The following is a 26,715-nucleotide window of genomic DNA, read 5'->3' on the forward strand; positions in this document are numbered from 1 at the left end:
AAAGGAGCATCAGAAGACATGCATAACCTTAATTAAGGACGGTCTCGGCTCCAACCTCCGCCAAGGCTCTTGAACAGATTGATCTGTGACAAGGCCAGCTGAAGCCTGGCGTCTATGAGGGTATTTTCAGCCTGATACAGCGTGCGCTGACTATCCAGTTGCGTCAGGTACTCATCGAGCCCCTGCTGATACCGTTGCTGTGCAAGGACAAGGCCTCGGGCAGCGCTATCACGAAGCCGCTTTTGAGCGTCGAGCTGACGCTGAAGTGGTTGACGCGCAACCAGCTCATCGGACACCTCTTTGAAAGCGGTCTGTATGGATTTTTCATATTCCGCCACACTGATCTCTTTGCGCAGTGTCGCGACCTCAAGCTGTGCGCGGTTACGACCGCCTGTGAAAATTGGCAGGTTGATCTGAGGCGTAAAACTCCATGAGCGATTACCGCCGTTGAACAGGTCTGAAAGTTCTGCGCTGCTAAAACCAGTATTGCCCGTAAGACTGATGCTTGGAAAGAACGCGGCGCGCGCAGCTCCGATAGTGGCGTAATTGGCTTTCAGCCGGGCTTCGGCAGCCTGTATATCCGGTCGGCGGGTCAGCAGATCTGCTGGAAGCCCGGTGGGTAAGGGCTTGTCCAACCCTTGCCTTTCCAGCGAAAGGGCGGGAGGCAGATCATGAGGCAATGGCTGACCGAGCAGGAGGGCCATCGCATTGTCCGCCTGTCTTATACTACGCTCCAGTGCAGCAAGATCACTGGCAGTTGTCTCTAGCAGTGTCTGGGCCTGAGCGATATCCAGTTCAGAACCAATCCCATAGTCGAAACGTTGATGAATCAATTCCAGACTCTGCTGACGGCTCTCATAGGCCTGCCGGGTTATGGCTATTCTCTCGCTCAGGGCACGCTGGTTGGTATAGGCCGTAGCGATTTCAGCGATCAGTGATAGCTCAACCGAACGTCGCGTCTGCTGCAACGCCAGATATTCACCCAACGCTGCATCTCGAAGATTGCGGACACGGCCAAATAGGTCTACTTCGTACGTGCTCAGCCCTACCCCTACGGTATACAGGTTGGTGACCTGGCTTCCACTGCTTACGGCCTGAGCCGGTAGCCCACCGGTGTTTTCCAGCCCGAGCGCTGGGGAGTGCTGACGGGTTGCCGAGCCGCTTACGCTCACATTCGGCAACAGGTCCGCCCGCTGGATTCTGTATTGCGCCCGCGCCTCTTCAACGCGAAGCACTGCCATACGCAGGTCACGGTTCTGATTCAGCCCAATCTCGATAAGCCGACGCAGGCGCGGATCTGTAAACAATGCCTGCCAGTCCGGAACCGTTTCAGCTGGGTTCACCGGGGCTGATACCACCGGATAGTCCGCTGGTATGGGTGCAGGGGGCTGCTCGTAGGTAGGCGCCAAAGAGCAGGCACCCAGCAGGCCGGCCAGCAGAAGAACAGGCAACTTACTCATGGCGCTGCCCTCCTCTGGCTTGCGAGCGGGTAAGGCGAGAGACCCAATGCATGACGCTCACAAAAAACACCGGAACAAAGACAACCGCGAAGGTAGCAGTCAGCATGCCACCGATCACGCTTGTGCCAATGGCCTGTTGACTGGCGGAGCTGGCACCCGTCGCAATAGCCAGGGGAACCACACCCAGGATAAATGCAAGCGAGGTCATTACGATCGGACGCAGACGCAGACGTGCTGCCTCGACGGTGGCCTGGAATAGGCTATGGCCCTGGTCATGAAGACTCTTGGCAAACTCGATGATCAGAATCGCATTTTTTGCCGACAGTCCAATGATGGTGATGAGCCCAACCTTGAAGAACACATCGTTTGGCATGCCTTGCAGGACGACTGCGACTACGGCACCCAGGATGCCCAGTGGTACGACCAGCAGAACGGCTGTTGGAATCGACCAACTCTCGTAAAGCGCGGCCAGAACCAAAAAGACAATCAACAAGGACAGTCCCAGCAACAAGGGAGCTTGTGCGCCGGAGGTCTTCTCCTGAAGCGAAAGCCCTGTCCATTCCAGACCAAATCCCTGAGGCAGCTGATCGACCAGACGCTGGATTTCATCCATGGCTTCGCCTGTACTGTGTCCCGCCGAAGGCTCACCCGAAAGGCTGACCGCGGGATAGCCGTTGTAGCGGGTCAGCTGCGCCGGTCCCGTGGTCCACGTTACTTCGCAAAAGGCAGCCAGGGGCACCATCTTGCCGGACGCGTTACGCACCTCAAGCTTGAGGATATCCTCTGCCTGAAGGCGGGAATCGGCCTCGGCCTGAACAATGACCTGCTGCATGCGGCCCAGGTTGGGGAAATCATTCACGTAGGCCGAACCCATGGCAGTCGAAAGCAGGTTGCTGATATCGGCGAACGAGACACCCAGAGCGCTCGCCTGGAGCCGATCGACTTTGACCTCTACCTGTGGCGCTTCGGCCAGCGCGGTCTCTCGTACGTTTGCCAGTAGGGCGCTTTTTGCAGCGGCAGACAGCAATGTATCCCGCGCCTTCTGCAAAGCCTCGTATCCTTTTCCGCTTCTGTCCTGTAGACGTAGCTCAAAGCCGCTGGAAGTCCCAAGCCCTTCGATTGGCGGTGGGCTGAGCGAATAGGCAATGGCATCCTGCAGTCCAGCAAATGCCATATTGGCACGCTCGGCAATGGCGTCGGCCGAATCTTCGACACGGCGTTCGGCCCAATCCTTTAATGTGGTAAATGCCAGAGCTGCATTCTGCCCGCTGCCGGAAAAGCTGAAGCCCAGCACCATGGTGGTATTGGCTACGCCAGGTTCCGTAGCATTGTGCGCTTCGATCTGCCGTGCGATTTCAATCGTGCGGTTCTGGCTGGCTCCGGGCGGCAGCTGGATATCGGTAATGGTAAAGCCCTGATCCTCGATAGGCAGAAACGAAGACGGCAGGCGAGTAAAGAGCAGCATGAGCCCTGCAAGCAGCACACCGTAGACCAGCATGTAACGACCTGTACGGCGTATGGCATTGGCGACCCAACGCTGGTAGCCGTCCGCGGTATGATCAAACCGTCGGTTGAACCATCCAAAAAATCCTTTCTTCTCGTGATGTACACCGTGCGGTATCGGCTTGAGTAGCGTTGCGCACAGCGCAGGTGTCAAGCTCAGCGCCAGAAACGCCGACAATAGAATCGAAACCGCCATCGAGACAGAGAACTGCTGGTAAATGATTCCGACCGAGCCCGGCATGAATGCCATCGGGATGAACACCGCCGTCAGCACCAGCGTGATTCCGATAATCGCACCGGTAATTTCTGTCATAGCTTTTCGCGTGGCATCCCGAGGCGTCAGGCCTTCGCTCGCCATGATTCGCTCGACGTTCTCAACGACAACGATAGCGTCGTCCACCAGGATACCGATCGCCAATACCATGCCAAACATGGTGAGCACGTTGATGGAAAATCCTAGGGCCAACATGCAGGCAAATGTCCCCATCAAGGCCACAGGAACCACCAGTGCGGGTATCAGGGTATAACGGAGGTTTTGCAGAAACAGAAACATGACGGCAAAGACCAGCACCATGGCTTCGATCAAGGTATGAACCACCTTTTCGATCGAGACCTTGACGAACGGCGACGTATCGTAAGGAATGTCGTAGTTCACACCGGCCGGGAAGTAGTGTGACAGCTCTTCCATCTTGGCTTTGACCACGGTAGCCGTGCTCATCGCATTACCGCCTGGCGCTAGCTGGATAGCCACAGCGGTGGTCGGCTTGCCATTGAGGCGAGTCCCGAACTGATAGCTTTGGCTGTCCACTTCGACCCGTGCGACATCACCTACGGTAACCGTCGATCCGTCGGCGTTGGCTTTGAGTACGATGGCCGAGAATTCCTCAGGTGTAGACAGCTGCCCTTTCACCTGTACGGCTGCGGTAATTTCCTGCGTGCTGCGGGTAGGCAAGTCGCCGATACTACCGGCGGGCACTTGCACATTCTGATCGCTGATCGCCTGGCTAACATCGGCCGGCGTCAGGTTGAAAGCCACCAGTTTTTGCGGATCAATCCATATTCGCATGGCGCGCTCGGCACCAAACAGCTGGGCCTTGCCCACCCCTTCAATACGCTTGAGCTCATTAACGACGTTACGCGCCATGTAGTCGCTCAGGCCGGTTTCATCCAGGCGTCCATCGGTAGACGTCAATGTGATCAGCATCAGAAACCCGGCCGAGACCTCTTCGATCTCCAGACCTTGCTGCGTAACCGCTCGAGGCAGTCTGGACTCGATCGTTTTCAAACGGTTCTGTATATCGACCTTGCCTAGCTCCGGATCAGTGCCTGGTTTAAACGTAACCGTAAGCGTCGCCATTCCCTGGCTGCTGCTGGAGGAGAAATAGAGCAGGTGATTGACCCCGTTAAGCTGCTGCTCGATCAGACTGACAACACTCTCATCCAGGGTTTGCGGCGTGGCGCCCGGGTAGGTTGCGGTAATCTCGATCTGGGGGGGCGCAACATTGGGATACTGCGCCACCGGAAGATTGGGAATGGCCAGCACACCCGCCAGCAGAATGAACAGGGCGACGACCCAGGCAAATACCGGGCGCCTGATAAAGAAGTCTGGCATTATCGGGCTTCCTTGTCGGCAGGTGCATCGGTTGTAATTCCTGCCTCTTCTGCCTGGACAGACATCCCCGGCCTGACGTATTGCAGGCCTGCAACGATTACGCGGTCACCTTCATGCAGTCCTTCGTCGATGATCCAGCGATCATTCTGGGCACCGCCAAGACGGACCGTCCGTTCCTCAACCTGATTCTGAGCATTGACCAGCAAAACATTAGCCTGCCCTGCCGAGTCGCGCTGAACGGCCCGCTGCGGAACACTGATACCTCGCTCGTTCCTGGCCTGCTCAAGGCGCACTCGAACAAAGCTGCCGGGCAGCAAGTCAGCCTGCGGATTGGGAAACTGGCTACGCAGGGTGATCTGCCCGGTACTTTGATCCACTGTAAGGTCCGAGAACAACAGTTTTCCGGCTATTGGGTACGCTGTACCGTCATCCTGTACGAGCGTTACGGCGGCCTGGTCCTCCCCTACGGTTTGTAACTGGCCCTCCCGCAGCGCACGGCGCAACGCGTTGATCTGTCGGGTGGATTGAGTCACATCGGCATAAATAGGCTCGAGCTGCTGAATAATAGCCAGAGGTGTGGCGCTATCCTGTCCTACCAACGCGCCTTCCGTGACCAACGCCTTGCCGATGCGCCCGGAGATAGGTGCTGTGACAGTGGCATACCCCAGATTGAGCCGGGCGCGTTTGAGCGTGGCCTGTGCAGCAGACACTTCGGCTTCTGCCTGCAAAAAGGCAGCGTGCGCATTTTCGAAGTCCTGCTGGCTGACGGCGTGAGTCTTGATCAATGCAGAATAACGCTCGGCCTGCAAATGGGCCTGATAGCGATTGGCCTGGGCTTTTTTCAGGCCTGCCACGGCGCTGTCGACGTCCGCCTGCAGCGGCGCGGGGTCAATCCGAAACAATACGTCGCCTTGCTTGACCTGGCTTCCCTCACGGTAAACCCGTTGCAGCAGAACGCCTGCTACGCGGGCTCTGACTTCCGCCACACGGGGCGCTACCAAACGGCCATTGAGTTCAGTCACCAAGCTGAGCGGCTGAGGTTTGATCGTCTCGACGATGACAGACGTATCGGGTGCTTGCTGTGCAGAGGGCGCTGGGCGGTCACATCCTGTCAGCGCTAGTAACATCAGTAGGCAAAGGGAACGTAGGGAAAACTTAACGGGCGGCATCATGGTGTGCATCCTTCAGGAACAGCGCCATGCTAAAAGCCCTGCCCTGTCGGCTTTGTAAAAGCTTGTAGGGCATTTGTGAAAAAGTGTAATGACCGCTACAGAAGCTGTCGGGTTTGTTTATGCTCTTTCAAACCCTTCAGCGTGTCCTGCTATGCCTACCATCCTGTTGGTCGAAGACGATACCGCCCTGGCTGAACTGATTGCCACCTACCTGACACGTCATGCCTTCGCGGTTTCCATACTGTCCCGGGGCGACGAGGTTCAAGCGCATGTCCGGAAAAGATACCCGGATCTGGTCATCCTGGATCTTATGCTGCCGGGGCTTGATGGCTTGCAGGTGTGCCGCCAGCTCCGCGCAGATCATGCCGGCCTTCCTATTCTCATGCTCACCGCCCGCGATGATAGTCATGATCAAGTGGTCGGTCTCGAGTTGGGGGCGGATGACTACGTCACCAAACCCTGTGAACCGCGGGTGCTATTGGCCAGGATTCGTACGCTGCTCCGGCGCAGCCAGCCGGAAACAGTTCGCAAGGATGCTTCGCGTGTCACCTTTGGTCGTCTGGAAATCGATTTAACCGAACGGGTTGTTCAGTGGCGGGACCAGCCGATCGAGCTGTCATCAGGCAAATTCGATCTTCTGGTAGCCCTGGCTCGTCATGCCGGTGAAGTACAGAGTCGAGACCAGCTCTTGCAACAGGTACGTGGTATCGAGTTTAACGGTATCGATCGCTCCATTGATGTCGCCATCTCGAAGTTGCGCCGCAAATTCGAAGATACCTCTGGCGAAGCACGCAAGATCAAAACAGTTTGGGGCAAGGGCTATCTCTTCAGCCGCTCCGAGTGGGAAGACTAGGATGCACCGGTCATGCTGAAGGTTCTGATCCGTTTATATCTGGTGGTGCTGGTTACCTTCAGCCTCGCCAACTATGCAGTACCCAAACTTGTCGTTTCATTATCTGAAGATCGTTACGTTGCATGGAATCTGGATCAGTTCAGAGGTCAGATGGCCTTGATCCAGCAACGATTCCTGGAGCGCCCCAAAACAGAATGGGATCAGTTGGAAAAGGAACTCAAAACCTCTTTTGCACCGCTTGAGGTCAGTCTTCGAGAAATGGCGAATGCTCGATTGAGCCCGGATGAGCGTGAGCAGCTTGAGCAGGGACTTATGGTCATACGCCTTGGTGAGTATGGCCTGCCTGATACGGTCCTGGCTCCGCTGGACAATGAGCATTTCATAGAAGAGTCCAGTCCCCCCCTTCCGCTGGATATCAACCTGCTGTTCTGGGCCATGAACGTCCTGACAGGCGCAGCGCTTCTGGCCTGTCTGCTGCTCTGGCTACGTCCTCATTGGCGGGATCTGGAATCGCTGAGGCGTACCGCCTCGGCATTGGGCAGGGGAAACCTGTCTGCCCGAACTCACCTCTCCTCACGGTCCAACATTGCCGAGCTGGGCCATGTATTCGACTCGATGGCCACCGATATCGAGCGCCTGCTCAATCAGCAGCAGGAGCTGCTCAATGCAGTATCCCATGAACTTCGCACTCCGCTTTCCCGGCTCGACTTCGGCCTGGCCCTGGCGTTGTCCGAAGATATTCCAGAAGCCTCTCGTACCCGCCTACTGGACATGACCCGTCACGTTCGCGAGCTGGACGAACTGGTACTGGAGCTGTTGTCTTACAGTCGGCTGCACAGCGTGGCCGCTCAGTTGGAGCGGGTCGAACTCAATCTGGGTGAGTTTATCGATAGCATCGTTGGAGGGTTCGCTGAAGAACTGGAGCAGCGTGGAATCCTCTTGGAGGTGGACATGGCGATGGAGAAACAGCGAGTAAGTCTGGAGCCTCGTCTGACAGCCAGAGCATTACAGAACCTGATCCGAAATGCCATTCGCTACTGTAACCACCGCATCCGCCTGAGCGTAAGTGTTTTGGATCAGGATCGTTATCAGATCACAGTTGAAGATGACGGCATTGGCATCCCGGAGGCAGAGCATGAAAAGATCTTCGAGCCCTTTTACCGGCTCGACCGCAGCCGCGACCGCACAACAGGCGGCTTCGGGCTTGGCCTTGCCATCAGCCGCAGAGCGATCGAGACCCAAAACGGGATATTAGCTGCAGACACCTCACCCTTGGGCGGCGCACGTTTCCGCCTGGACATGCCATTTCAGATGTAGCAACCGAGAGGCTCTATGTTCTTTTCTCTACTGGCCGCCACCTTTGTCGTTGCATTAATCACTTCCGCCACAGTCGTCGTCTTGTTCTACCATTCGACCAAGGCTGTCCTGGCCCGAATTATCAAGGATGACGTCAGTAGCGCCTGGCATCGATACATCACGTTCGCCAGCTTTGTGGTAGGTATTTCAGGTGGCGTGCGAATCTACGACCTTGAGCGCTATATCAGCGCGCCTACTACGGATGCTCAAGTACTGGTGCTTAATTCAGAACGCTGGACGCTCGAGATCTATCGCTCGCTGATTGAGACATTACAAAGTATCGCCTGGATGTATCTTGTCGTGTTTGTCGTTGCGTTGATTGCCTTCGTCATTGTTCGCGGAATCGAGGCCCGACATTCAAGATCCTGATGATGCCAATTCCACAACTAGCGTTTTGGAGGCATGCAAAGGTTATTAGGCTTATTGTGCTTGCGGATAGATGACTACATTCGCCCACCGAGCATGCTCACGACAACCAAACCAAGTGGATATAAAGTCCATACAAGGGCCGCGCATGCCCAGTGACAACAGTAAGAGTCCGTGGAAGGTCTGAACTGGATATGCGGCTCGGGTAGGCCAGACCCTTTAACCAGCGATGGATACCGTTACCTGGGTCCTACGGTAAGAAACCGAGCCAAGCGTGGCGATAACGACAGAACTCACGAACCAACGCGTCACGCTTGGCATGATGAAAGGCGCCGATGCAAAGGTGATCAGCAGGTTACTCCCAATAAAGCCACCCAATATGCGAACCTGAAAATAAGATGGCATAGATGTGGAATGTTCATGACTAACGTACGGTTTAAGGGATCAATCAGGCCGTTTCCGAGTCAGCAATGGCGCTTGGCATGGTAGCTCTCCAGCTGCAATGAATGTACGACAACTTTTGTCGAAGTGCGCCGCGGGAGCTTGAGCGGTTGTGCTGTGTTTGGAACGTATGTGCTATTGATTGTGCTTTTTAGGCCGTTCCTCTGCTTTCGAGTGCCTATCACTGCACACTGATTAACCGAGGTCAGGCAGCTTTAACCAACACGCAGGCTCTCGAGCTTTATTGTCCACCCAAATGTTACTATTTTTTATTTTTCACCTAGTTACTCATTTAAATGGGCGACATTAAGCTTTCTTCCATACTCGCTTCGGCACCTCGGCGAAGCCCTTGAACCCTTAATGGAAGAACTGAACATGACTACCCTAAACTCCTCTCAAGCCTTTACCGCCACTGTTGGACGTCTGCTGCTAGGTACTCTGTTTCTGTTCAGCGGTATCGGCAAGTTGGCAGCGCCTGCGGCAACCATGGGCTACATCGGGGCCTCCGGCATGCCCTTTCCACTCCTGGCCTACCTGGGTGCAATCGGCGTTGAGATAGGCCTGGCCAGCCTGTTGCTGGTGGGGTACCGAACACGGTGGGTAGCAGCCATCATGGCAGGCTTCACCATCCTGACGGCTGTGGTCTTTCACAACAATCTTGCCGACCAGAACCAGCTGATCCACTTTCTCAAGAACATCGCAATCGCCGGTGGCCTGTTGCAGATCGTTGCATTCGGCGGCGGCGCCCTCAGCCTGGACGGTGTTCGCTCCAAGCGCCGCCTCGCCCTCGCCTGATCTGAACCTACGGTACGCCCCCAGCGGGCGTACTACCTTGCCCTGCACGATCAAAGAGACTCGCTGCCATGTCGTCCGTGATAAACGCCTTGCTGACTGGAAATGCCGTGTTGCTGTTCGTGAATGTCTTCGCCGAGCAGTTGGGCGCGCCGTTACCTTCCTATCCGCTTCTGGTCGCTTCTGGCGCCTCTGCCGACGCTCCCATGAGGCTGGTCGAGTTTCTGTTTCTCGCTTCGCTGGCTTGTGTTCTGGCAGATCTCGCCTGGTACTGGGCAGGGCGCCATCATGGCGAGCGCATTCTCACATGGTTAGCAAAACTACCCTTCTCTCACCGCAAGAACGCCGGTACCTGCTCGGCTCGCTTCACCGAACGGGGTGCACGGTGGTTGCTGGTGTCCAAATTCGTACCCGGCATGGGAGCAGTCGCCACATTGATGGCAGGCGCGCAAAGAATGTCGCTGGCTCAATTTTTCTTGTACGACATCCTAGGATCAATACTGTGGGCCGGTTCCGCACTCCTGTTGGGGCATACCTTTCAGACTTCGGTGTTTCTGGCGCTGGACATGGTTCAGGAATACCTGTTCACCGGTCTGGCTGCTGCTGGGCTGCTGCTTGCTGCAACCCTGCTGGCGGCGCATCGTCTAAAACGCCATACCATCCGGCGTCAGACAAGACATTTCAATCAGCAAACAATCACTCATCGTTCGCAGCCGGCTAATCAGCTTTTTGCAGAACACCCAGTCGAGGCGTCTTTAGCCCACCCATCCAGCGTTACAGCCTTGCCGTCTTTACAACGGTTCAATCGGTCTCCTTATTCACCTGCGTGTCGTAGCGTACAGCTACCTGTGGCTCAGCGGATGTGGTGCACCACTCATGCTGACGCCTGGAATGAAGGGTCTGCTACCCGCGGCGCCCTGCCGGAGGCCTCATGACGCTGCCCGCAGTGAGTCTGGCGACGTCTCACCTGGCGCCAACGGCTGTCACGCGATGCATGAGGATGGCATTGGACGTAGGTTATCGCGCCATCGATATTGCGCAGGTCGACGGGCATGAGGTAGCTGTGACCAGCGCCATTGCCCAAAGCGATGTCATACGGGAACAGCTGTTTTTAACCGTCAAGCTCTGGGTCGACAACTTAAGCCGTGATCGCTTGATCCCGAGCTTGCGCAAAAGCCTGAGCCGCTTGAAAATCGACTATATAGACCTGGCGCTGATTCATTGGCCTTCGCCGAAGGGCCTGGTTCCTCTCGCCGAGTATATGACGGCTCTTCGCGAGGCGAAGGACGCAGGGCTAGTCCGATCCATTGGGGTAGCCAACTTCACGCGCGCCCTGATGCGGCAGGCCATAGCGTCGATTGGCGCTGAGTCTATTGCTACCAATCAGATCGAGTTGAACCCCTATCAGGCTAATCGTGGGCCTGTTGATCTGATGCAGCGACACGGAATTGCAGTTACAGCCTATTCTCCGCTGGCAAAAGGCAAGGTGTTAACAGACCCGGTTGTTCTGGAGATCGCACACCGCATGGCCATCACTCCGGCACAGGTCGCTCTGGCCTGGACACTGCAGCAAGATCATTCCGCCGTGGTTACCGCGACGCACAAGGAGCATCTGGTAGAAAATTTTGCCGCTCACGGCATCATCCTGGCGGCCAAGGATATGGCTGCCTTGTCCGGCCTCGACAGAGGACTGCGTCAGACCAACCCGCCAGGCCTTGCACCGGCCTGGGATTGATATCAGCCTATCGAGCGCCTTCTGTTCCAAGGCGGGTGCTTTATGATGCCCGTCTCTCAGTTACGTTTATGGAAACCTGCAATGGACAAGTTCCTGGCGCTGCGCTGGTTCGTAGAGACTGTCGATACGAAAGGCTTTTCGGCCGCAGCGCGATCGCTGAACGTTGCTACCTCCTCCGTTACACGCCTCATGGATGCACTCGAGCAGGAGTTGGGAACGACATTGCTGAACCGGTCCACGCGTCAAGTCACCGTGACTGAGGCAGGCTCACTCTATTACATCAAGGCCAGACAGCTTCTGGAAGATCTGGAGTTAGCCGATGCCCAGGTTCACGACCAGGGTACTGAGCCTGCCGGGCCGCTCAGGGTCACCGCCCCTACGGCGTTTGGCCGAGCTTATCTTGCCCCTTTCCTGGCTACCTTTCTGGCACGCTATCCCAAGGTAGATTTGGAACTGGAGCTGACGGACACGCTTGTAGACCTCTTTGCCGACCGGGTCGATGTGGCCATACGGCTTGGTTCACCTGGCGCCCATGATGAGCTGATATGCCGTTCGCTCGGTTACTTTCAGCGTTACGTAGTTGCCAGTCCTGTATATCTCTCACGGCGCGGGTGTCCCGATCAGCCAGAAGACCTGACTCGTCATGACTGTCTGCGCTTCAGCTTTAGCAAAACCCCACAGACATGGACATTCGTCAAACAAGGCGAAACCCGTCGGGTAGCTATCAAAGGACGCCTACGCAGTAATAATGCCGAGGTCCTGCATGAGGTCGCATTAGCAGATGGAGGTATTACCTTATTGGCCGACTGGCTGGTGCAAGCCGATATCGAGAGCGGCCGACTGACTCGACTGTTCCCGGATCATGACGTCAATCCGAATCAGGCCAGTGCCGCCATTTCGGCGCTGTATCTGCCCAATCGGCGCGGCTCAAGGCGGGTCAGTGCCTTTATCGAATTCTGCGAGGAGCGCCTTTCCAGCCTGCGTATCAGCTAGCCATTGCCCCTGGCGCAACGCTGCGTTGCTCTGCAGTCCGATTCTCTTACTCTGCCCTACTCTTTAAGGTATGCCTCATTGAAGATGATGAACGAGGCACCCGTCATGCATTCAAATGACCAGAACATCACCCAGGCTGCTTTCTGTTCAAGGTTTGGGACCGGTAGTAGTCGTGCGGATACAGGCAATTGGGTAGTGCCTTGCGTGGAGTCCATTTGCAACAACCGCACATCCGCACCAGACGCGAAGATAAGAAAAGAGCGTTATCACTTCCGACTTAACGGCCCCTCGGAACTACCTGAAACGCAACCTTATAGATCATCAGCCCTACAGGCTGACCTCCGAGGAACTTGATCGTATATCCCGCTCGCATCGAATAAGCGGGTCCTGCTCCATCCTGCCCGTCGCTTTTCTTGAAAAGACCTTGAACCGAATTGAATAACCGTTGCCTTGCCAGGAGATCCTAATGAGTACTGCATCGATGATCGAACATGAGCATTTCCCTACGACTCTCTCAAAAGGGCTGGTATTACTTTTTGCCTTTTGCTGTGGCGCCATTGTTGCCAATCTCTATTACTCACAGCCCATCATCGAACTGATCGCTCCCGCCGTCGGGCTTAGCGAGCACGATGCCAGCCTGATCGTCTCGCTGACCCAAATCGGATATGCCCTGGGGCTGCTTCTGCTGGTTCCGCTGGCCGATCTCCTGGAAAATCGTCGTCTGATGGTTATCACGGTTCTCGCCTCGGCTGTCATGCTGATGGCGGCGGGCCTTACGACCCAACCCAGCGTCTTTCTAGTGGTCTCGCTGCTAATTGGTGTCAGCTCGGTGGCCGTACAGATACTGATTCCTCTGGCCGCCCATCTTGCCCCCGAACAGTCACGTGGGCGCATTGTGGGCACCATCATGAGTGGACTGCTGCTGGGTATCTTGCTGGCCCGCCCGGCCTCTAGCCTGATAGCCGATCACTTCGGCTGGCGTACCGTGTTTTTTACTAGCGCCCTGATTATGCTGGCGATTGCGGGCGTGGTCTTGAAAGTGGTTCCCGCACGTCAACCGTCCCACCAAGCACACTATGGCCAGCTCCTGTTGTCATTGGTTCATCTCTTCAGACGTGAATCTGTGCTACGCCAGCGCTCGCTGTATCAGGGGTTAATGTTTGCCGCCTTCAGCCTCTTCTGGACGGCCGCGCCCCTTGAGTTGATCCGCCATTATGGTCTGTCGCAAACCCAGATTGCCGTCTTTGCTCTGGTAGGTGCTGTCGGCGCAGTGTCTGCACCGATTGCAGGACGCCTTGCCGATGCAGGCCATACCCATCGTGCCTCGGCAGTTGCCATGCTGCTTGCCGCCCTGAGTTTTCTACCAGCGCTGGTTCATTCACCTTATGGGGTCGTCAGCTTGGCAATAACCGGCATCCTGCTCGACTTTGCCGTGCAGATGAACATGGTTCTGGGTCAACGTGCCGTCTATATGTTAGATGCCAAGAGCCGCGCCCGTTTGAACGGCCTGTACATGACCAGCATCTTTATCGGAGGTGCCATGGGATCGGCGATAGCCAGCACCGTTTATGAACGAGGCGGCTGGCCAGCTATCGTTCTGGTGGGCAGTAGCCTGCCGCTGCTGGCCCTGTTGTTCTTCGGCATTGGTCGCTTACGAGGCGCCAACGCATGATTGAGCTTTGATACCGAGGCGGTCTTTTCAGACCGCCTTTTTTGTATCGCGTCGGCTTATTAGCTACGAGGGGCTGCCACAAAATTCACCATCCACTGCGCGATCAGGGCGCCCTGATGAGGCTGCTCCAACGAGGCTACAGCCGTCTCGTATTGTTCGGTGGAAAAGACTGACTGGCGCCTTACCAATAGCCGGTTCGCATACTCGGCCACAAATTCCGGATGCCCCTGAAAACACAACACCTGATCGCCCATGACGAACGCCGCATTCGGGCAGTAGGCGCTACTGGCCAGGCACTGCGCAGCGGGAGGCAGCGCCGTGACCTGGTCCTGATGCGAGACGATCAGCGTGACATTCTCCAGCGGAGGCTGCTGCCAGGAAAAGCCCTGCGCGACCTCGAAACGCTGTACCCCAATTCCCCACCCGCCCTTGGCGCGTTCGGCCACCCCTCCTAGCGCCAGGGCCAGGAGCTGATGACCAAAGCAGATACCCAGGAGCTTGTCACCGTGCTCATAACGTTGTTGCACATAAGTTTTGAGGCGTTGAATCCAGGGCTCTTCGCCAAAGGAGTCCGCTTTGCTGCCGGTAACCAGATATGCATCAAAACGGGCACCTTCCGGTGGGTAGTGGCCTTCAACGACGTTATAGACCGTACATTCAACCTGCTCCGGCACCTGCTCGAACAGACGAACAAACATGGCGCCATAGCCGTCGTACAGCTCGGCCAGTTCAGGGACAAGAATATCGGTTTCGAGAACACAGATCCGAACAGACATGGGACTCCGAGGCAATAGCAAGGGGTATGAAGCCGCTGCGCAAAAGCGCGGGCAGGAGAAATATGGTACGTCAGCTCAGGAGCGTGGTTCTACCTGGAGCTATTTTTTCGCTCCTCCTTCCTGCGAACTTAATGTTCATGGAAGCGTTTTTCCTGCGCCTCGTCGCGAACTTATTGAACACAATGCCCTCAGTAAATTTTACAAAATGTGTATTCAGCGAAAGCACTTTCGAGGCCAGGTGCACTCCACGTTTCATATAAATAGAAAAACACTATTTCACTCAAAGCACTCTTTTGGCCTACCACATCCGCTGTACATTTTATTCAATCAAAAGGAGCAGTACGTTCACGGAAGTCATGAGCAACTTTGACAGGATCAAGGAGATAAAGGCGCATGGCTATAGTTTCGCACAAGCATCAGGATGAAGAGCTTTACTGTCCCGACCATACCCGAACGTTTGACTACTTCGAAGAATTGCTCGATCTTGCTGGAATCAAGGTCAACGGTTCCAACCCTTGGGACATCCGGCTACATAACAAGGGCGTTCCAGAGCAGGCATTTGCTCGAGGCAACCTGGGCCTGGGCGAGACGTACGTTAATGGCGACTGGGATGTCGATCGGGTGGATGAATTCATCTACCGCATCCTGAAGGCAGACTTGTCCTCGCGCATACAGCCGTCGCGGCTGGTGTTTCATTACCTGAGAAGTCAACTGTTCAACCTTCAGACCCAAAGCCGTGCCTGGCAGGTTGGGCAAACACATTACGATCTCGGTAATGACTTTTATGCCGCCATGCTGGATCCGCGGATGACGTACACCTGCGGTTACTGGAAAAATGCGACGGACCTTGCTTCTGCGCAGGAAGCCAAACTTGACCTCATCTGCCGAAAGCTCAGCCTGCGTCCCGGCATGAAGGTGTTGGATATCGGCTGCGGCTGGGGCAGTTTCATGGGCTACGCAGCGGAGCACTATGGCGTTACGTGTGTAGGGGTTACGATCTCAAGAGAGCAGGCCGAATTTGCCAAACGCAAATATGCGGGCCTGCCGCTCGAATTCAGGTTGCAGGATTATCGTGACCTGGACGATACCTTCGACCATATTGTCAGCATTGGTATGTTCGAGCACGTCGGGCGCAAGAATCACAGGGCGTTTATGGAGGTCGCTCATCGCTGCCTGAAGGATGACGGGCTCTTTCTGCTTCATACCATTGGCAAGAATCAGCGGCATTCCTCTCCCGATCCCTGGATCGACAAGTATATTTTTCCTAATGGCGACCTTCCCTCGATTGGTCAGATAGGCGATGCCCTTGATGAATTATTTGTGGCTGAAGACCTACATAACTTCGGAGCGGATTACGACAAGACGCTAATGGCCTGGTTCAAGCACTTTGATGCTGCCTGGCCAAGCTTTGAGAAAAAACTCGGCACACGCTTCTATCGCATGTGGACGTATTACCTGCAGTCTTGCGCTGCCGCCTTTCGCGCCCGGAATATCCAGTTGTGGCAGTGGGTCTTATCCAAGCGGGGCGTGCCGGGCGGCTATAACCGGCTGAGCTGAGCCTTGTGCAATCGACCCAGGCACAAGAACCATGCCTGGGTCGTTTTACCTTCAGGGCTGCGAATGCGCGCCATGATTTTGAGACCCAGTGGGATCCTTGATTTGGATGATCCTTCCCTTTTGCCAGGCATCGGCACCGGGATCGATGGCCGGAGCGACGATATCGGCCCGGGCAGCTTTTTTTGCCTTGCTGTCGATGCCCATACGACGATCACGCGCCTCGACCATCTGTGGATTGGCCTGGCCGTCGGCAGTAAATCCCATCATCAACTGAGGGACACCCAGCGGTAGCGTCTTATCTTGGTCTGTGTGCCAGGTATGCCAGGTTTTTCCATACGTATGAACAAGCTTTTCCATCAGCTTATGCTCCGCCGGTTCGGGGATCCCGGGCGCTACCAGCTGCCCCGATTTCACCTCGTGGACATGGCTGTGCCACAGGGCTTTCTCCGCGGCAGGCAGCTGCTTGAAGAGCGCCTCATCAATGATGTACTCCACGCCCATGATCTTGGCATCCCTGGTATTGCCGTCATAAATGACACACTGGATGACCTGTTCGTTAAGGACCGAGCAGTAGTGATGAGCCTCCATCTGCCCATGCGGGTGCCCGTTATAGAAGTGGAAACCGTCCAGGTAGGCATTGAGGGCATCGATAGGCGGCTTGTTCTGCAACACGTCGGCACCGGTCTCCAAGGTCTTGGTCATCGCCTGCTTGGGCGCACCGGGCGCGGTGACATAGGACTCCGTATTACCGCCGCTGGAGCAGGCGGCCAATAGGCACACCAGGGAAAGGGGAATCGCTCTTGCATTGACGCTCATGAAACACCTGTAATGATTACGCGAAATCATTTTCAGCGTAATAGAGATCTCCAGGAGCGCAACGAGGCAAGAGCTGAAGATAGGTTGCGCAACCTATGCATTAAACGAGCGACTGAGTCATGCAACAAGGGACGCCGCAAGTAATAGAGCAGATCAACTTTTCGTTTGGTCACGGCATGACACCGCTCCCCTAGTCACAGGAAAAGAGGACATCAACCGAACCCACCCATGAGCGCCGGGTCGCTATAGAAACTTGGGTAGTTGATGGAGCGGAGCAATGGTCGAACGATGGAAATGGTTTTTACTTAGGAAGAGCAAGCGTCCCTGGTTTAGGGCAACGCTTTTTTCGGTATTGGGCGTTGTGACCGCTCTATTGGCCTTAGTGTTTGCCCCGTACATTCCAGATGAGCTTCCTACCAGGATCGGCGCCGATGCTGTTGACAATATTTTGGGCATCATTGCGTCAAGTATGCTGGCCGTTACTACCTTTTCTCTAAGCACCACAGTATCAGCCTACAGTTCAGCCACCAATAACGTTACCCCACGGGCAACCTCTTTACTGGTAGAGGACCCTACTACACAAAATGCTCTTTCGACCTTTATTGGGTCGTTTATTTTCAGTCTTGTCGGAATCGTTGCGCTAAGCACTGGGCTCTATGGCGCCAAGGGGCGCGTTATTCTCTTTGCGGTAACGCTTTCGGTCATCGTCCTGATTATCTATGCCCTGCTACGCTGGATTGATCGCTTAAGTAGCCTGGGTCGGGTAGGCGAAACCACAGCCCAGGTTGAACGTGTCACCCTTAAGGCGCTACAGCACCGCCTGGAGCAACCCTACCTGGGCGGCAATCCATTACCGGAGAACGCCTTCTATAAAACCCTAGGCCGCCCTGTATACGCAAACCGGATTGGGTATATACAGCATCTGGACATGCCGGCTCTGGCGGAGCTGACCAAACATGAGCGAAGTCGCGTATACGTGAATGTCTTGCCTGGCAGTTTCGTTGATCCTGGTTGCCCTTTAGCATGGGTAGACGGACTCAATGAGCAATGTGATGACGAGCTCCGGAATGCCTTTGTCATGGGTGAGCAACGTACTTTTGAACATGATCCTCGCTTCGGCCTTTCGGTAATGGGCGAGATCGCCTCACGAGCGCTGTCCCCAGGCTTCAATGATCAGGGTACAGCCATTGATGTCATTGGACGCGCGGTGAGAGTACTCGCCTGTGTGGCAAATCGGCCTAAATGTTCACCTCCAGTCGAACAGGTCTTAAGCCGCATTTACATAAGGCCCCTTGACGTGAATGACCTGTTCGACGATCTGTTTACCCCAATCGCACGGGATGGCGCAGCCATGATCGAGGTAAACATACGCCTGCAAAAAGCACTCTTTTCCCTTAGCCACCTGGATAATGATGCAATGCGCGTCGCTGCTGTCAGGCAAAGCGAGCTGGCCTACACGCGTGCCAGCCAGGCGTTGGCAATGGACGAAGACCGGCGGCGACTTGAGCAGCTACGGGCCGAACTGGAGCGGGAGTACTGATTGAGTGCCGCTGCTATCGCCTTTCTCAAAGCGCCTTCTCAGGTGCATTTTGGAGGATGGAAAAACTGCCGTCTGTCTCAAGCACCACCGCACCGACTTCATTCAATGCACTTTTTCCCTGAGTCCGCAGGGCCTGCATGACTTCATCTTCCGTGACACGGTTGCTCCGTAGGTTGTCATGCATCCATTTCCCTTGGTAAACCAACAGGGACGGCGACGATCGGGCCAGCTTACGCACAGCTGGCCAGCGAACGCTGCTCCAGGTAACCACATACTGCAGACCAATAAGCAGCGCGAACGCAGTCAACCCTTCTGCCAGCGCCACGCTGGACGACAACAGCACCGTAGCCAGGGTTGAGCCCAATGCTACCGTCACGACAAAATCAAAGGCATTGAGCTGGGCCAATGTCCGTTTGCCCGAGATACGCAAAAGCGCAATCAAACAGACATAGGCCGCCGTTCCGACTACGATGACCCGGATCAACCCACTCCAACTATCGAAAAACATAACGCCCCCTGTCTGGTGCATTGGCCGGTGTATGAGGTATTCAAAACCTACAGATGTGAGGGGCAACGGGCCGGAGTCGTTCACTAAACCATCGACGATATACGGTCCAGCCCTGCGACGTTCTGGCTCTTCGTGACAACGGTAGGTTTATAGCGCGACGGGCAAAGCATGAGCGCGGCGGCCAGCTGCGGAGTCATGACCCGCTCTGCTGCGCTTCCCACGCCTTGCAAGGCTATCGGTAGAATTCAACGGAAGACAGGCGCACGTTCAATCGGTCTGCAGACGCCGCACCTTACATAGGCTCAAGGCTGCCAGGGTTCGCCTTTGGTCTTTTCGGTGCGTTTCAATCGCTGTTGCATTGCGCTTTTACACAGGATTTGAGCGCTGACGGGCGCGGTAATGAACAAAAACAGGGGAATCAGCAATTCATGCAGGCTCAGGCCATCGTGCTGGGTCGTGAAATACAGCATGGATGCAATGACGGTACTGCCTACGCCCAACGTGGTGGCCTTGGTTGGGCCATGCAGCCGGGTAAAGAAATCAGGTAGCCGTAACAGCCCGATCGAGCCAATCAACGTAAACACGCTACCCACCAGGAGTAGTACACAAACGATACCTTCAAGCCATGGGTTCATATGTCTCCTTACTCAATGATGTCGCCACGGGTAATAAATTTGGCCAGTACAACCGTGCTGATAAACCCCATCAAGGCAATGATCAGCGCCGCTTCGAAAAACAGGTTTGAGTCCAGCCACAGACCAAACAGTACAATCAATGCGATCGCGTTGATGTTAAGGGTGTCCAGCGCCAGGATACGATCGGACTGATGTGGCCCTCGTACCAGCCGGATAAACGCCAGCAGCACGGCAATCGTACATAGAGCCAGGCAAATGGGAATCACAATGGTCAGCATGGAAATATCTCCATCAGCGGCTGCTCGTAACGCGTCTTGATACTTCTAATCAGCTGCGCGGGATCTTCTTCGTTGAGTGCATGAACCAGAATGAGGGAATGATCTTCATTGAGTTCAGCCGATACGGTTCCAGGCGTCAGCGAGATGATACTCATGAGCAGGGTAAGGCCAAGGTCATCCCGAATATCCACAGGTACCTCGACAAAGATGGGATTGAGCCGCCGTGTCGGCCCCAAGACCAGTACAGCTACCTGAATGTTAGCGACGAGTGCGTCCCTGGTAACTCTAAGAAGCAACTTAACTGTCAGCCAGCCGTGTTGGGGCCGCGCGTTCTCGAACCACATTCGAGTACATAACCGTGGAATAGCCCAGCCCAGGAAAAGGCCCATAATCCAGCTTCCCAGACTGATACTGTTGACCAATAGCAACCAGAGCACTACCAGAACTGCGCTTAACCATGGATGCGGAAACAATCGGTTCATCGGCTACCCTCCTGTAATACAGCACTGGCGTAAGCCGCTGGAGACATGATTTGTTGCGCAGCCTGGTCAAGGTAAAGCGTCAGCGGTTTTGCGACGACTACCAGCACGACACTGGCGGACATCAGCGTTATCACGGCTAACAGGCGCCAGCCATTTGCCCTCTCCTGCCCGGCGATGCCCTCACCGCCTCGCCAGAACACCGTACTGCCCGCCCGGCTTAATGCAATGACGAGGCCGAGACTGGAGATCAGCAATACCGGCCAGAGCCAGCGCGCCTCCGAAAGTGGTGCAGACTTCAGGATCAGCAGTTTTCCAAAAAATCCTGAAAACGGCGGCAGGCCCGCCATGGACACCGCCCCGATGAAAAACAGGCTGCCCAGAAGCACGGGCTGTCGCAGGGCAGGCCCTTTCTCCAGTCGGGCCCCGGTTTCCCCTCGCTGCCTGGCGACCATATCACTGAGCAGGAAGAGCCCTCCGGTAATCCATGTGGTATGAATCAAGTAGAACAGACAAGCCGAGATCGATTCCACACGTCCAAGCGACATACCAGCCAACAGCAGCCCCACCGATACCAGCACCAAATAAGCCACCAGTTCCTGAAGTTGGCGCGCCGCCAGGGCACCAATGGACCCCAGGGCAAGGGTCAGCAAGGCCAGAGGCCACAGCAAGGGTTGCGCCAGATGGGATAATGCTCCGGCGTCAGGGCCGAACAGCAGCGCATAGATACGCAAAATTGAATATACACCGACCTTTGTCATCACGGCGAACAATGCAGCGACCGGAGCCGTTGCCCCTGCGTAGGCACGTGGTAGCCAGAAGTACAGAGGTAGCAGGGCCGCCTTGAGTGCAAAGACTAACAGTAGCAGGAGCCCGGCGGCTGCAATCAGCGGGGCATCGCCCGGCCCTACCTGTGCGATGCGTTCAGACAGATGTGCCATGTTCAGGGTGCCTAGCAGCCCATACAGCACGCCTACGGCCACCAGAAACAACGACGAGCCCAGGAGATTAAGCAGTATGTAGTGCAGGCCCGCACTTGTGCGCTCCTTGCCACCGCCGTGCAACAGCAGCGCGTAGGAGGCGATCAGCAGGATTTCGAAGAAGACATACAGATTGAACAGGTCGCCGGTAAGAAAGGCGCCATTCAGGCCGGCTACCTGAAACTGGAATAACGCATGAAAATTAGGGCCGCGAGCATCGTCGCCCTGGCAGGCATAGAGTATGGCACCACTCGCCAGAACCGATGTAATCAGCACCATAATCGCACTCAGCCGATCCAGCACCAGCAGAATGCCAAAGGGAGCCGGCCAGTTACCGAGGGTGTAGGTTACGATTTCATCGCGGGCAGCAACAGTGATCAGCCACGCTGACAGCGGGATCAGCAGGAAGGTAGCCAACGCTGAAAAGTACCGTTTGTTTTGCGATGTCATACTATTGAACAGTAACAGGGCCGCCCCGCTGAAAAGCGGCAGTAGAATCGGCAGGATGATCACATGACTCATTGTTCCTCTCCGTCCACGTGATCGTTTCCAAGTTCGCAAACCGCACGGATGGACAGCACCAGTACGAATGCTGTCATCGCAAAGCTGATGACGATGGCAGTCAGCACCAGCGCCTGGGGCAAGGGGTCAGCATAGGTCTGGCTTTGACCAATGATGGGAGCAGCACCGGTCGACAAGCGCCCCATGGCAAAAAGAAAAAGATTCACAGAATAAGTGATCAGGGTCATTCCCAGTACGACCGGGAACGTACGTCCACGTAGCATCAGATAAACACCGCTCGCTGTCAGCACACCCAAGGTGATGGCAAATAACAGTTCCATCAGGACACGCCCTCCTCTTGCGGTCGGCCGCTTGAGGCCAAATGCGCCAGTGTCAGCAACGAGGAGCCTACAACGGTTAGGTAGACGCCCAGATCAAACAGCGTCGCGCTGGCCAGTTCGACGTCACCGATCACTGGAATATGCAGGTGCGTGAACCCAGAGGTCAGGAAGGGCTTGCCAAACAGCCATGCGACCAGCCCTGTCGCCCCGGCCAGCAAAATGCCGCTGCCTGCCAGGCGGCGATAATCGAGAGGCAAGCGTGCAGTCGTCCAACGAAGCCCACTGGCAATGTACTGCAGGATCAATGCTGCCGTTGTGATCAGGCCCGCTATAAAGCCGCCACCGGGCAGTTGATGGCCACGCAGAAACATGAAGACGGAAACCAGCAGGGCCAGCGGTAGTAGGAGCTTGGCCATAACCTTGAGCATCAGAGGGTGCCGATCACGTATCCAAGGGTACCCACCCAGCCCCCGCTCGGGAAGTTTGGGGTTTAGCCCGTCCAGCATGGCGTAGACGGCGATACCGGTAATGGCCAGTACGCTGATTTCGCCCAGCGTATCGAACCCCCGAAAGTCCACCAGAATCACATTGACGACGTTGCTGCCGCCGCCTTCCGGTACGCTCCGGTCCAGGAAGAACTGCGCAATGCTCTCGTAGGGCCGCGTCAGTACCGCATAGGCCAGCAAAGAAACCAATCCCCCGCATCCCACCGCCAGTAGGCCGTCCCGTCCTCTTCGCAGTGCGGAGGATTCACGCGGTGTATGCCAGGGCAGGAAGAACAGTGCCAGTACCAGCAGGACCGTGGTGACAACCTCAACCGACAACTGAGTCAATGCTAGATCAGGCGCCGAGAACCGGGCAAACAGCAGAGACACCATCAACCCGGCTACACTGCTAAAGACGACGGCTTGCAACCGCCGACGGTGGAACAAGACGACTGAAATCGAGGCGGCCATAAGAATCACCAGCCCTGCCGAGGTAACCGGGTCGAGTGGAGTCATGGCCATCGGCCCCGTCACTACCTCGAGATCCCACAAGGCACTCCCGGTTACGAGCAGTACGCCTATCAGCATAAGCGTTATGTATCGTTGTAGCGAGCCGTTCTCTACACGTTCGGTAAACAGGACGGTCAGCCGGACCAGACACTGGATTGCGCCCTCGAACACATCCCGCGCTTCGGCATCAGGAAGTTGGTTATACAGGCGAAACAGGGGACGCCGCACTCCAAAGTACAGCAGTACGCCACCGCCCAGCGCAATGAGGCTCATGACAAGAGGCAGATTGAACCCATGCCAGAGGGCCAGACTGTATTCGGGTAACGGTCCGCCTAATGAAACCCGTGCCGCCAGCGCAAGTAGATCGCCTACGGTCTGCTCAGGCATCAGACCTACCAGGACACACAGCAAGACGAGGATATTGACCGGCGCGCGCATCCAGAACGGCGGTTCATGGGGTGGAAAGTGAGGCATTGCCGAGGGATCAGGCGTCTTGTCCAGAAACGCCTGATGAATGAAGCGTACGGAATATGCCATGGTGAGCAGATTGGCAATGGTGGAGACGACGGGAATGACCCAGTTGAACGGGCCCAGCAACCCTTGCTCCAGGGTCTCACTCAAAAACATTTCCTTGCTCAGGAAACCGTTGAGTAACGGCACTCCTGCCATCGACAACGACGCGACGATCGCAAGCAGTGCCGTATGCGGCATGTAACGGTAGAGCCCTCCCAGCCGACGCAGGTCACGCGTACCGGTCTCATGATCGATGATCCCGGCCGCCATGAACAGTGAGGCCTTGAACGTCGCATGGTTGATGGTGTGGAAGATGGCAGCTACCGAACTCATGTCGGTATCCAGCCCGAACAGCAAAGTGATAAGACCGAGATGGCTGATGGTAGAATAGGCCAATAGCCCTTTAAGGTCTTGCTGAAAGAAGGCCATGGCTGACCCGAGCACCAGGGTAACCAACCCGGTAAGGCTGACGATATAGAACCATTCATCTGTACCTGAAATAGCCGGATACAGGCGTGCCATGAGATAAATGCCAGCCTTAACCATGGTGGCTGAGTGCAGATAGGCTGAAACAGGCGTGGGCGCTGCCATCGCGTGAGGAAGCCAGAAGTGGAACGGAAACTGGGCAGACTTGGTAAAGGCACCTAGCAGAATCAGCACCAGCATCAGCGGATAGAGAGGATGTTCGACGATACGTGAGCCGGAAACCAGGATGTGGCTCAGCTCGAAGCTGCCTGCAATGTGCCCCAGCAACAGTATGCCTGCCAACAGGGCAAGCCCCCCGCCTGAAGTAATCGTCAGGGCCATTCGCGCCCCGCGCCGCGAGTCGGAGCGATGGGACCAGAAACCGATTAGCAGAAACGAGGAAAGACTGGTGATTTCCCAGAAGACGAGCATCAGCAGCACGTTTTCGGAAAGAACGACCCCCAGCATGGCTGCCATGAATAACAGCAGGTAGCTGTAGAATCGTCCAATGGCCTCCTCAGACGATAGGTAGTATCGCGCGTAGAGAATGACCAGAAGGCCGATCCCCAGAATCAGCAAGGCAAAAAGAAAACTCAGCCCGTCCAGACGAAGGCTCAGGTTGAAGCCCAGGTTTTCCAGCCATGTGTACGAAACAGTGATGGCGGCTCCCTCTGCCAACCTGGAGCGCAAATTCAACAGGATGAAGAAGGCAATCGCCGCGGGTATCGAGGCCGCAATGGCAGGCAGGCGTCGACCGCCCCGATCAAACACTACAGGTAACAGGCTGCCAAGCAGCGGCAGTACGACAATCAGCACCAGCATCATACGGCGCGCCTGCTCATCACAATGTAAACAATCATGGAATGCCTTCCGACTCCCCTATTCCAGATACAGGCTCGACTCCAACGAGCTCATTAGGGGGTGGGACAAGCGACCGTCGCGTTAGTGCGCTGCATAATGGCATTCAGACAGGCACATGATTGATGACAAGACGTTAACAATAGCCATCAGGCGATTGATACCCTTATCCGCTCCCGGGGGATCGTTCGTTACGATGGAGCTGTGTGCCTGCATCAACATCGTCCAGGCTCCAGCGAAAGCACTCTATGCTTAATCACGCCTGCGCCGAAAACGCATGCAATGATCAATCAGTGGCTAAGAGAAGAAGGCGTTCGGGCTTGAGCTGTTGAAGACCCAATGTGTTTGAGCCTGCCGGTAACTGCCTCATAAGCCCTTCGTAACAATCCTGTTACGCCATGGTGACAGTGCTGGGTCAATGCGTAACGAAATCAGGAACAGCATCGGAACACCAAAACAGGCCAAACCTTCAAGTCACTGATTAATAAAGATTTTTTAAAGTTGGCACGGCACCTGCTTTATTCCTGGTATAACAAGAACAACAAATAAAACAGATCACTTCAAAACAACAAAAACAAGATTGAAAGTGGCGAAGCGAACTGATCATTTTAGAACTTGTGAAGTGTCTAAAGTAATCCGTTCACTTAAAGACAACATAATGCATCCGAAGCATCCAGGGGTTGCTTAGGGCCATACAAGAAAAACAAAAGGCATCGTGCAGCATGGTTGAGAGGGAGCTTAGGCTCCCTTTGTGCTATTTGCAGTATCGTTCAGTCAATGAATAGTTCTGAGCACGTTGCCGGTTATCCAGCGCTAGGCAACCTGATGGAACGAAATCAATCCAGGCGGGTATAGATGTAGAGTGCGGAAATTGTTAACGCAAAAAGCATCGTTACAACGCTGAGGGTGCCAGACAGTGTAAGCGCCGAAACCCTGCTTATCAGTCCCAGCCAGTCTGCTACTATCAATCCTGTGGCCATGCACACCAAAAGAGCAACTACTCGCGCCAGCATCACATCACCTGCGTTTTGCTATTTGACCATTAAGGAGCATTGCGAGATGGCACGCAATGCTGGCATATAAGTGTCAAATTGCCTCCACAAGTTCACCAAGTCACAGACCGCTTGTCGACCTGATTGCAGTTAAGTGCACACACCTGTGACGGACTTCTCTTTTGTTGAACAGGCTTATCGCTGATGCCGTCCTCGACGCCATGATTCACCCCCCAGGATGACCAGATAAATCGCCCATGCACTCAGCAGGACGAATACGTCTCGAGAGGACCAGTGAAGGGGATTGAAACCTTCTCGTACACCTTGAACCCCATAGAGAATCAACGCAACGACAACCGCGCTACGACAAAGCCGCGCAAACGTCATGACTGGCTCCTTAAAAATCTCTGAACACCATGACTATAAAGTTTTCATCAGACCCCATACAGTACACGAGCGTTGAAAGCAGTGGCTGGCCTGTCACCCAGTCCCAGCCAGAGCACGCTACCCACACATTCAGGTAACC

General features: G+C 55.4%; 23 protein-coding genes. 10 read left to right on the forward strand and 13 right to left on the reverse strand.

Features of this window, described 5'->3' with window-relative positions:
* Nucleotides 1-32: 32 nt before the first annotated feature.
* From PLU01S_RS14155 to PLU01S_RS14165, 3 genes are read right to left on the reverse strand one after another with little or no spacing between them, the layout of a single operon-like run.
* The gene (locus PLU01S_RS14155; RefSeq protein ID WP_074825964.1) at nt 33-1,460 is read right to left on the reverse strand and encodes an efflux transporter outer membrane subunit; all 1,428 of its coding nucleotides are present in this window, start codon (nt 1,458-1,460) and stop codon (nt 33-35) included.
* Nucleotides 1,453-4,575, reverse strand: coding sequence for an efflux RND transporter permease subunit (locus tag PLU01S_RS14160; RefSeq protein ID WP_074825966.1), 3,123 nt, complete (start codon nt 4,573-4,575; stop codon nt 1,453-1,455). Before PLU01S_RS14160 ends, PLU01S_RS14155 begins: the two co-directional genes overlap by 8 nt.
* On the reverse strand, nt 4,575-5,747 hold the full coding sequence (locus PLU01S_RS14165) for an efflux RND transporter periplasmic adaptor subunit (protein ID WP_074825970.1): 1,173 nt from the start codon (nt 5,745-5,747) through the stop codon (nt 4,575-4,577). The genes PLU01S_RS14160 and PLU01S_RS14165 overlap by 1 nt, the downstream gene beginning before the upstream one ends.
* A gap of 151 nt (nt 5,748-5,898) precedes the next feature.
* On the opposite strand from PLU01S_RS14165, the gene PLU01S_RS14170 reads away from it, so the two are divergent.
* The 8 genes from PLU01S_RS14170 (at nt 5,899) to PLU01S_RS14210 (ending at nt 13,955) form a co-directional block, all read left to right on the forward strand.
* Nucleotides 5,899-6,600, forward strand: a complete 702-nt coding sequence (locus tag PLU01S_RS14170; protein ID WP_074826199.1) for a response regulator — start codon at nt 5,899-5,901, stop codon at nt 6,598-6,600.
* Nucleotides 6,601-6,612: 12 nt separating this feature from the next.
* Nucleotides 6,613-7,917, forward strand: a complete 1,305-nt coding sequence (locus tag PLU01S_RS14175; RefSeq protein ID WP_074825973.1) for an ATP-binding protein — start codon at nt 6,613-6,615, stop codon at nt 7,915-7,917.
* A gap of 15 nt (nt 7,918-7,932) precedes the next feature.
* On the forward strand, nt 7,933-8,325 hold the full coding sequence (locus tag PLU01S_RS14180) for a hypothetical protein (RefSeq protein ID WP_074825976.1): 393 nt from the start codon (nt 7,933-7,935) through the stop codon (nt 8,323-8,325).
* 813 nt (nt 8,326-9,138) lie between these two features.
* Complete coding sequence (locus tag PLU01S_RS14190; protein WP_074826201.1) at nt 9,139-9,558, forward strand: DoxX family protein; 420 nt, start codon at nt 9,139-9,141, stop codon at nt 9,556-9,558.
* Nucleotides 9,559-9,626: 68 nt separating this feature from the next.
* Nucleotides 9,627-10,490: a DedA family protein gene (locus PLU01S_RS14195; RefSeq protein ID WP_074825982.1), complete on the forward strand. Its 864-nt coding sequence runs from the start codon at nt 9,627-9,629 to the stop codon at nt 10,488-10,490.
* Nucleotides 10,487-11,290, forward strand: coding sequence for a 2,5-didehydrogluconate reductase DkgB (gene dkgB / locus PLU01S_RS14200; RefSeq protein WP_074825985.1), 804 nt, complete (start codon nt 10,487-10,489; stop codon nt 11,288-11,290). The genes PLU01S_RS14195 and dkgB overlap by 4 nt, the downstream gene beginning before the upstream one ends.
* Nucleotides 11,291-11,371: 81 nt before the next feature.
* On the forward strand, nt 11,372-12,283 hold the full coding sequence (locus PLU01S_RS14205) for a LysR family transcriptional regulator (RefSeq protein WP_074825988.1): 912 nt from the start codon (nt 11,372-11,374) through the stop codon (nt 12,281-12,283).
* A 466-nt stretch (nt 12,284-12,749) separates the two neighbouring features.
* The gene (locus PLU01S_RS14210) at nt 12,750-13,955 is read left to right on the forward strand and encodes an MFS transporter (RefSeq protein WP_139208793.1); all 1,206 of its coding nucleotides are present in this window, start codon (nt 12,750-12,752) and stop codon (nt 13,953-13,955) included.
* A gap of 59 nt (nt 13,956-14,014) precedes the next feature.
* Here PLU01S_RS14210 and PLU01S_RS14215 read toward each other — a convergent pair whose 3' ends face one another.
* Nucleotides 14,015-14,731 carry an amidotransferase gene (locus PLU01S_RS14215; RefSeq protein WP_074825991.1) on the reverse strand — a complete coding sequence of 239 codons (717 nt, stop codon included), beginning with the start codon at nt 14,729-14,731 and terminating at the stop codon, nt 14,015-14,017.
* Nucleotides 14,732-15,124: 393 nt separating this feature from the next.
* Here PLU01S_RS14215 and cfa point away from each other — a divergent pair, with 393 nt between their 5' ends.
* Nucleotides 15,125-16,288: a cyclopropane fatty acyl phospholipid synthase gene (gene cfa / locus PLU01S_RS14225; protein WP_074825997.1), complete on the forward strand. Its 1,164-nt coding sequence runs from the start codon at nt 15,125-15,127 to the stop codon at nt 16,286-16,288.
* Between the two features lie 51 nt (nt 16,289-16,339).
* On the opposite strand, the gene PLU01S_RS14230 is transcribed toward cfa, so the two are convergent.
* A complete protein-coding gene (locus tag PLU01S_RS14230) occupies nt 16,340-17,104 on the reverse strand; it encodes an OBAP family protein (protein ID WP_139208795.1) in 765 nt (254 codons plus the stop codon).
* A 277-nt stretch (nt 17,105-17,381) separates the two neighbouring features.
* Here PLU01S_RS14230 and PLU01S_RS14235 point away from each other — a divergent pair, with 277 nt between their 5' ends.
* Nucleotides 17,382-18,644 (forward strand): DUF2254 domain-containing protein, encoded by a 1,263-nt coding sequence (locus PLU01S_RS14235; protein ID WP_074826002.1) that lies wholly within the window; start codon nt 17,382-17,384, stop codon nt 18,642-18,644.
* A gap of 25 nt (nt 18,645-18,669) precedes the next feature.
* Here PLU01S_RS14235 and PLU01S_RS14240 read toward each other — a convergent pair whose 3' ends face one another.
* The 8 genes from PLU01S_RS14240 to PLU01S_RS14275 form a co-directional block, all read right to left on the reverse strand.
* The gene (locus PLU01S_RS14240; protein ID WP_074826005.1) at nt 18,670-19,152 is read right to left on the reverse strand and encodes a DUF421 domain-containing protein; all 483 of its coding nucleotides are present in this window, start codon (nt 19,150-19,152) and stop codon (nt 18,670-18,672) included.
* Nucleotides 19,153-19,454: 302 nt separating this feature from the next.
* Nucleotides 19,455-19,787, reverse strand: a complete 333-nt coding sequence (locus PLU01S_RS14245; protein WP_010799056.1) for a Na+/H+ antiporter subunit G — start codon at nt 19,785-19,787, stop codon at nt 19,455-19,457.
* A gap of 8 nt (nt 19,788-19,795) precedes the next feature.
* Nucleotides 19,796-20,065 carry a K+/H+ antiporter subunit F gene (locus PLU01S_RS14250; protein WP_010799055.1) on the reverse strand — a complete coding sequence of 90 codons (270 nt, stop codon included), beginning with the start codon at nt 20,063-20,065 and terminating at the stop codon, nt 19,796-19,798.
* Nucleotides 20,059-20,547 (reverse strand): Na+/H+ antiporter subunit E, encoded by a 489-nt coding sequence (locus PLU01S_RS14255; protein WP_074826008.1) that lies wholly within the window; start codon nt 20,545-20,547, stop codon nt 20,059-20,061. Before PLU01S_RS14255 ends, PLU01S_RS14250 begins: the two co-directional genes overlap by 7 nt.
* A complete protein-coding gene (locus PLU01S_RS14260; RefSeq protein ID WP_074826011.1) occupies nt 20,544-22,046 on the reverse strand; it encodes a monovalent cation/H+ antiporter subunit D in 1,503 nt (500 codons plus the stop codon). The genes PLU01S_RS14255 and PLU01S_RS14260 overlap by 4 nt, the downstream gene beginning before the upstream one ends.
* On the reverse strand, nt 22,043-22,366 hold the full coding sequence (locus PLU01S_RS14265; protein WP_010799052.1) for a Na+/H+ antiporter subunit C: 324 nt from the start codon (nt 22,364-22,366) through the stop codon (nt 22,043-22,045). Before PLU01S_RS14265 ends, PLU01S_RS14260 begins: the two co-directional genes overlap by 4 nt.
* Nucleotides 22,366-25,164 (reverse strand): monovalent cation/H+ antiporter subunit A, encoded by a 2,799-nt coding sequence (locus tag PLU01S_RS14270; protein WP_074826013.1) that lies wholly within the window; start codon nt 25,162-25,164, stop codon nt 22,366-22,368. The genes PLU01S_RS14265 and PLU01S_RS14270 overlap by 1 nt, the downstream gene beginning before the upstream one ends.
* Nucleotides 25,165-26,384: 1,220 nt before the next feature.
* Nucleotides 26,385-26,576 carry a hypothetical protein gene (locus PLU01S_RS14275; protein ID WP_074826016.1) on the reverse strand — a complete coding sequence of 64 codons (192 nt, stop codon included), beginning with the start codon at nt 26,574-26,576 and terminating at the stop codon, nt 26,385-26,387.
* Nucleotides 26,577-26,715: the final 139 nt, after the last annotated feature.

It is taken from the genome of Pseudomonas luteola NBRC 103146 (genome assembly GCF_002091675.1).
In the GTDB taxonomy this organism is placed as follows: Bacteria; Pseudomonadota; Gammaproteobacteria; order Pseudomonadales; family Pseudomonadaceae; genus Chryseomonas; species Chryseomonas luteola.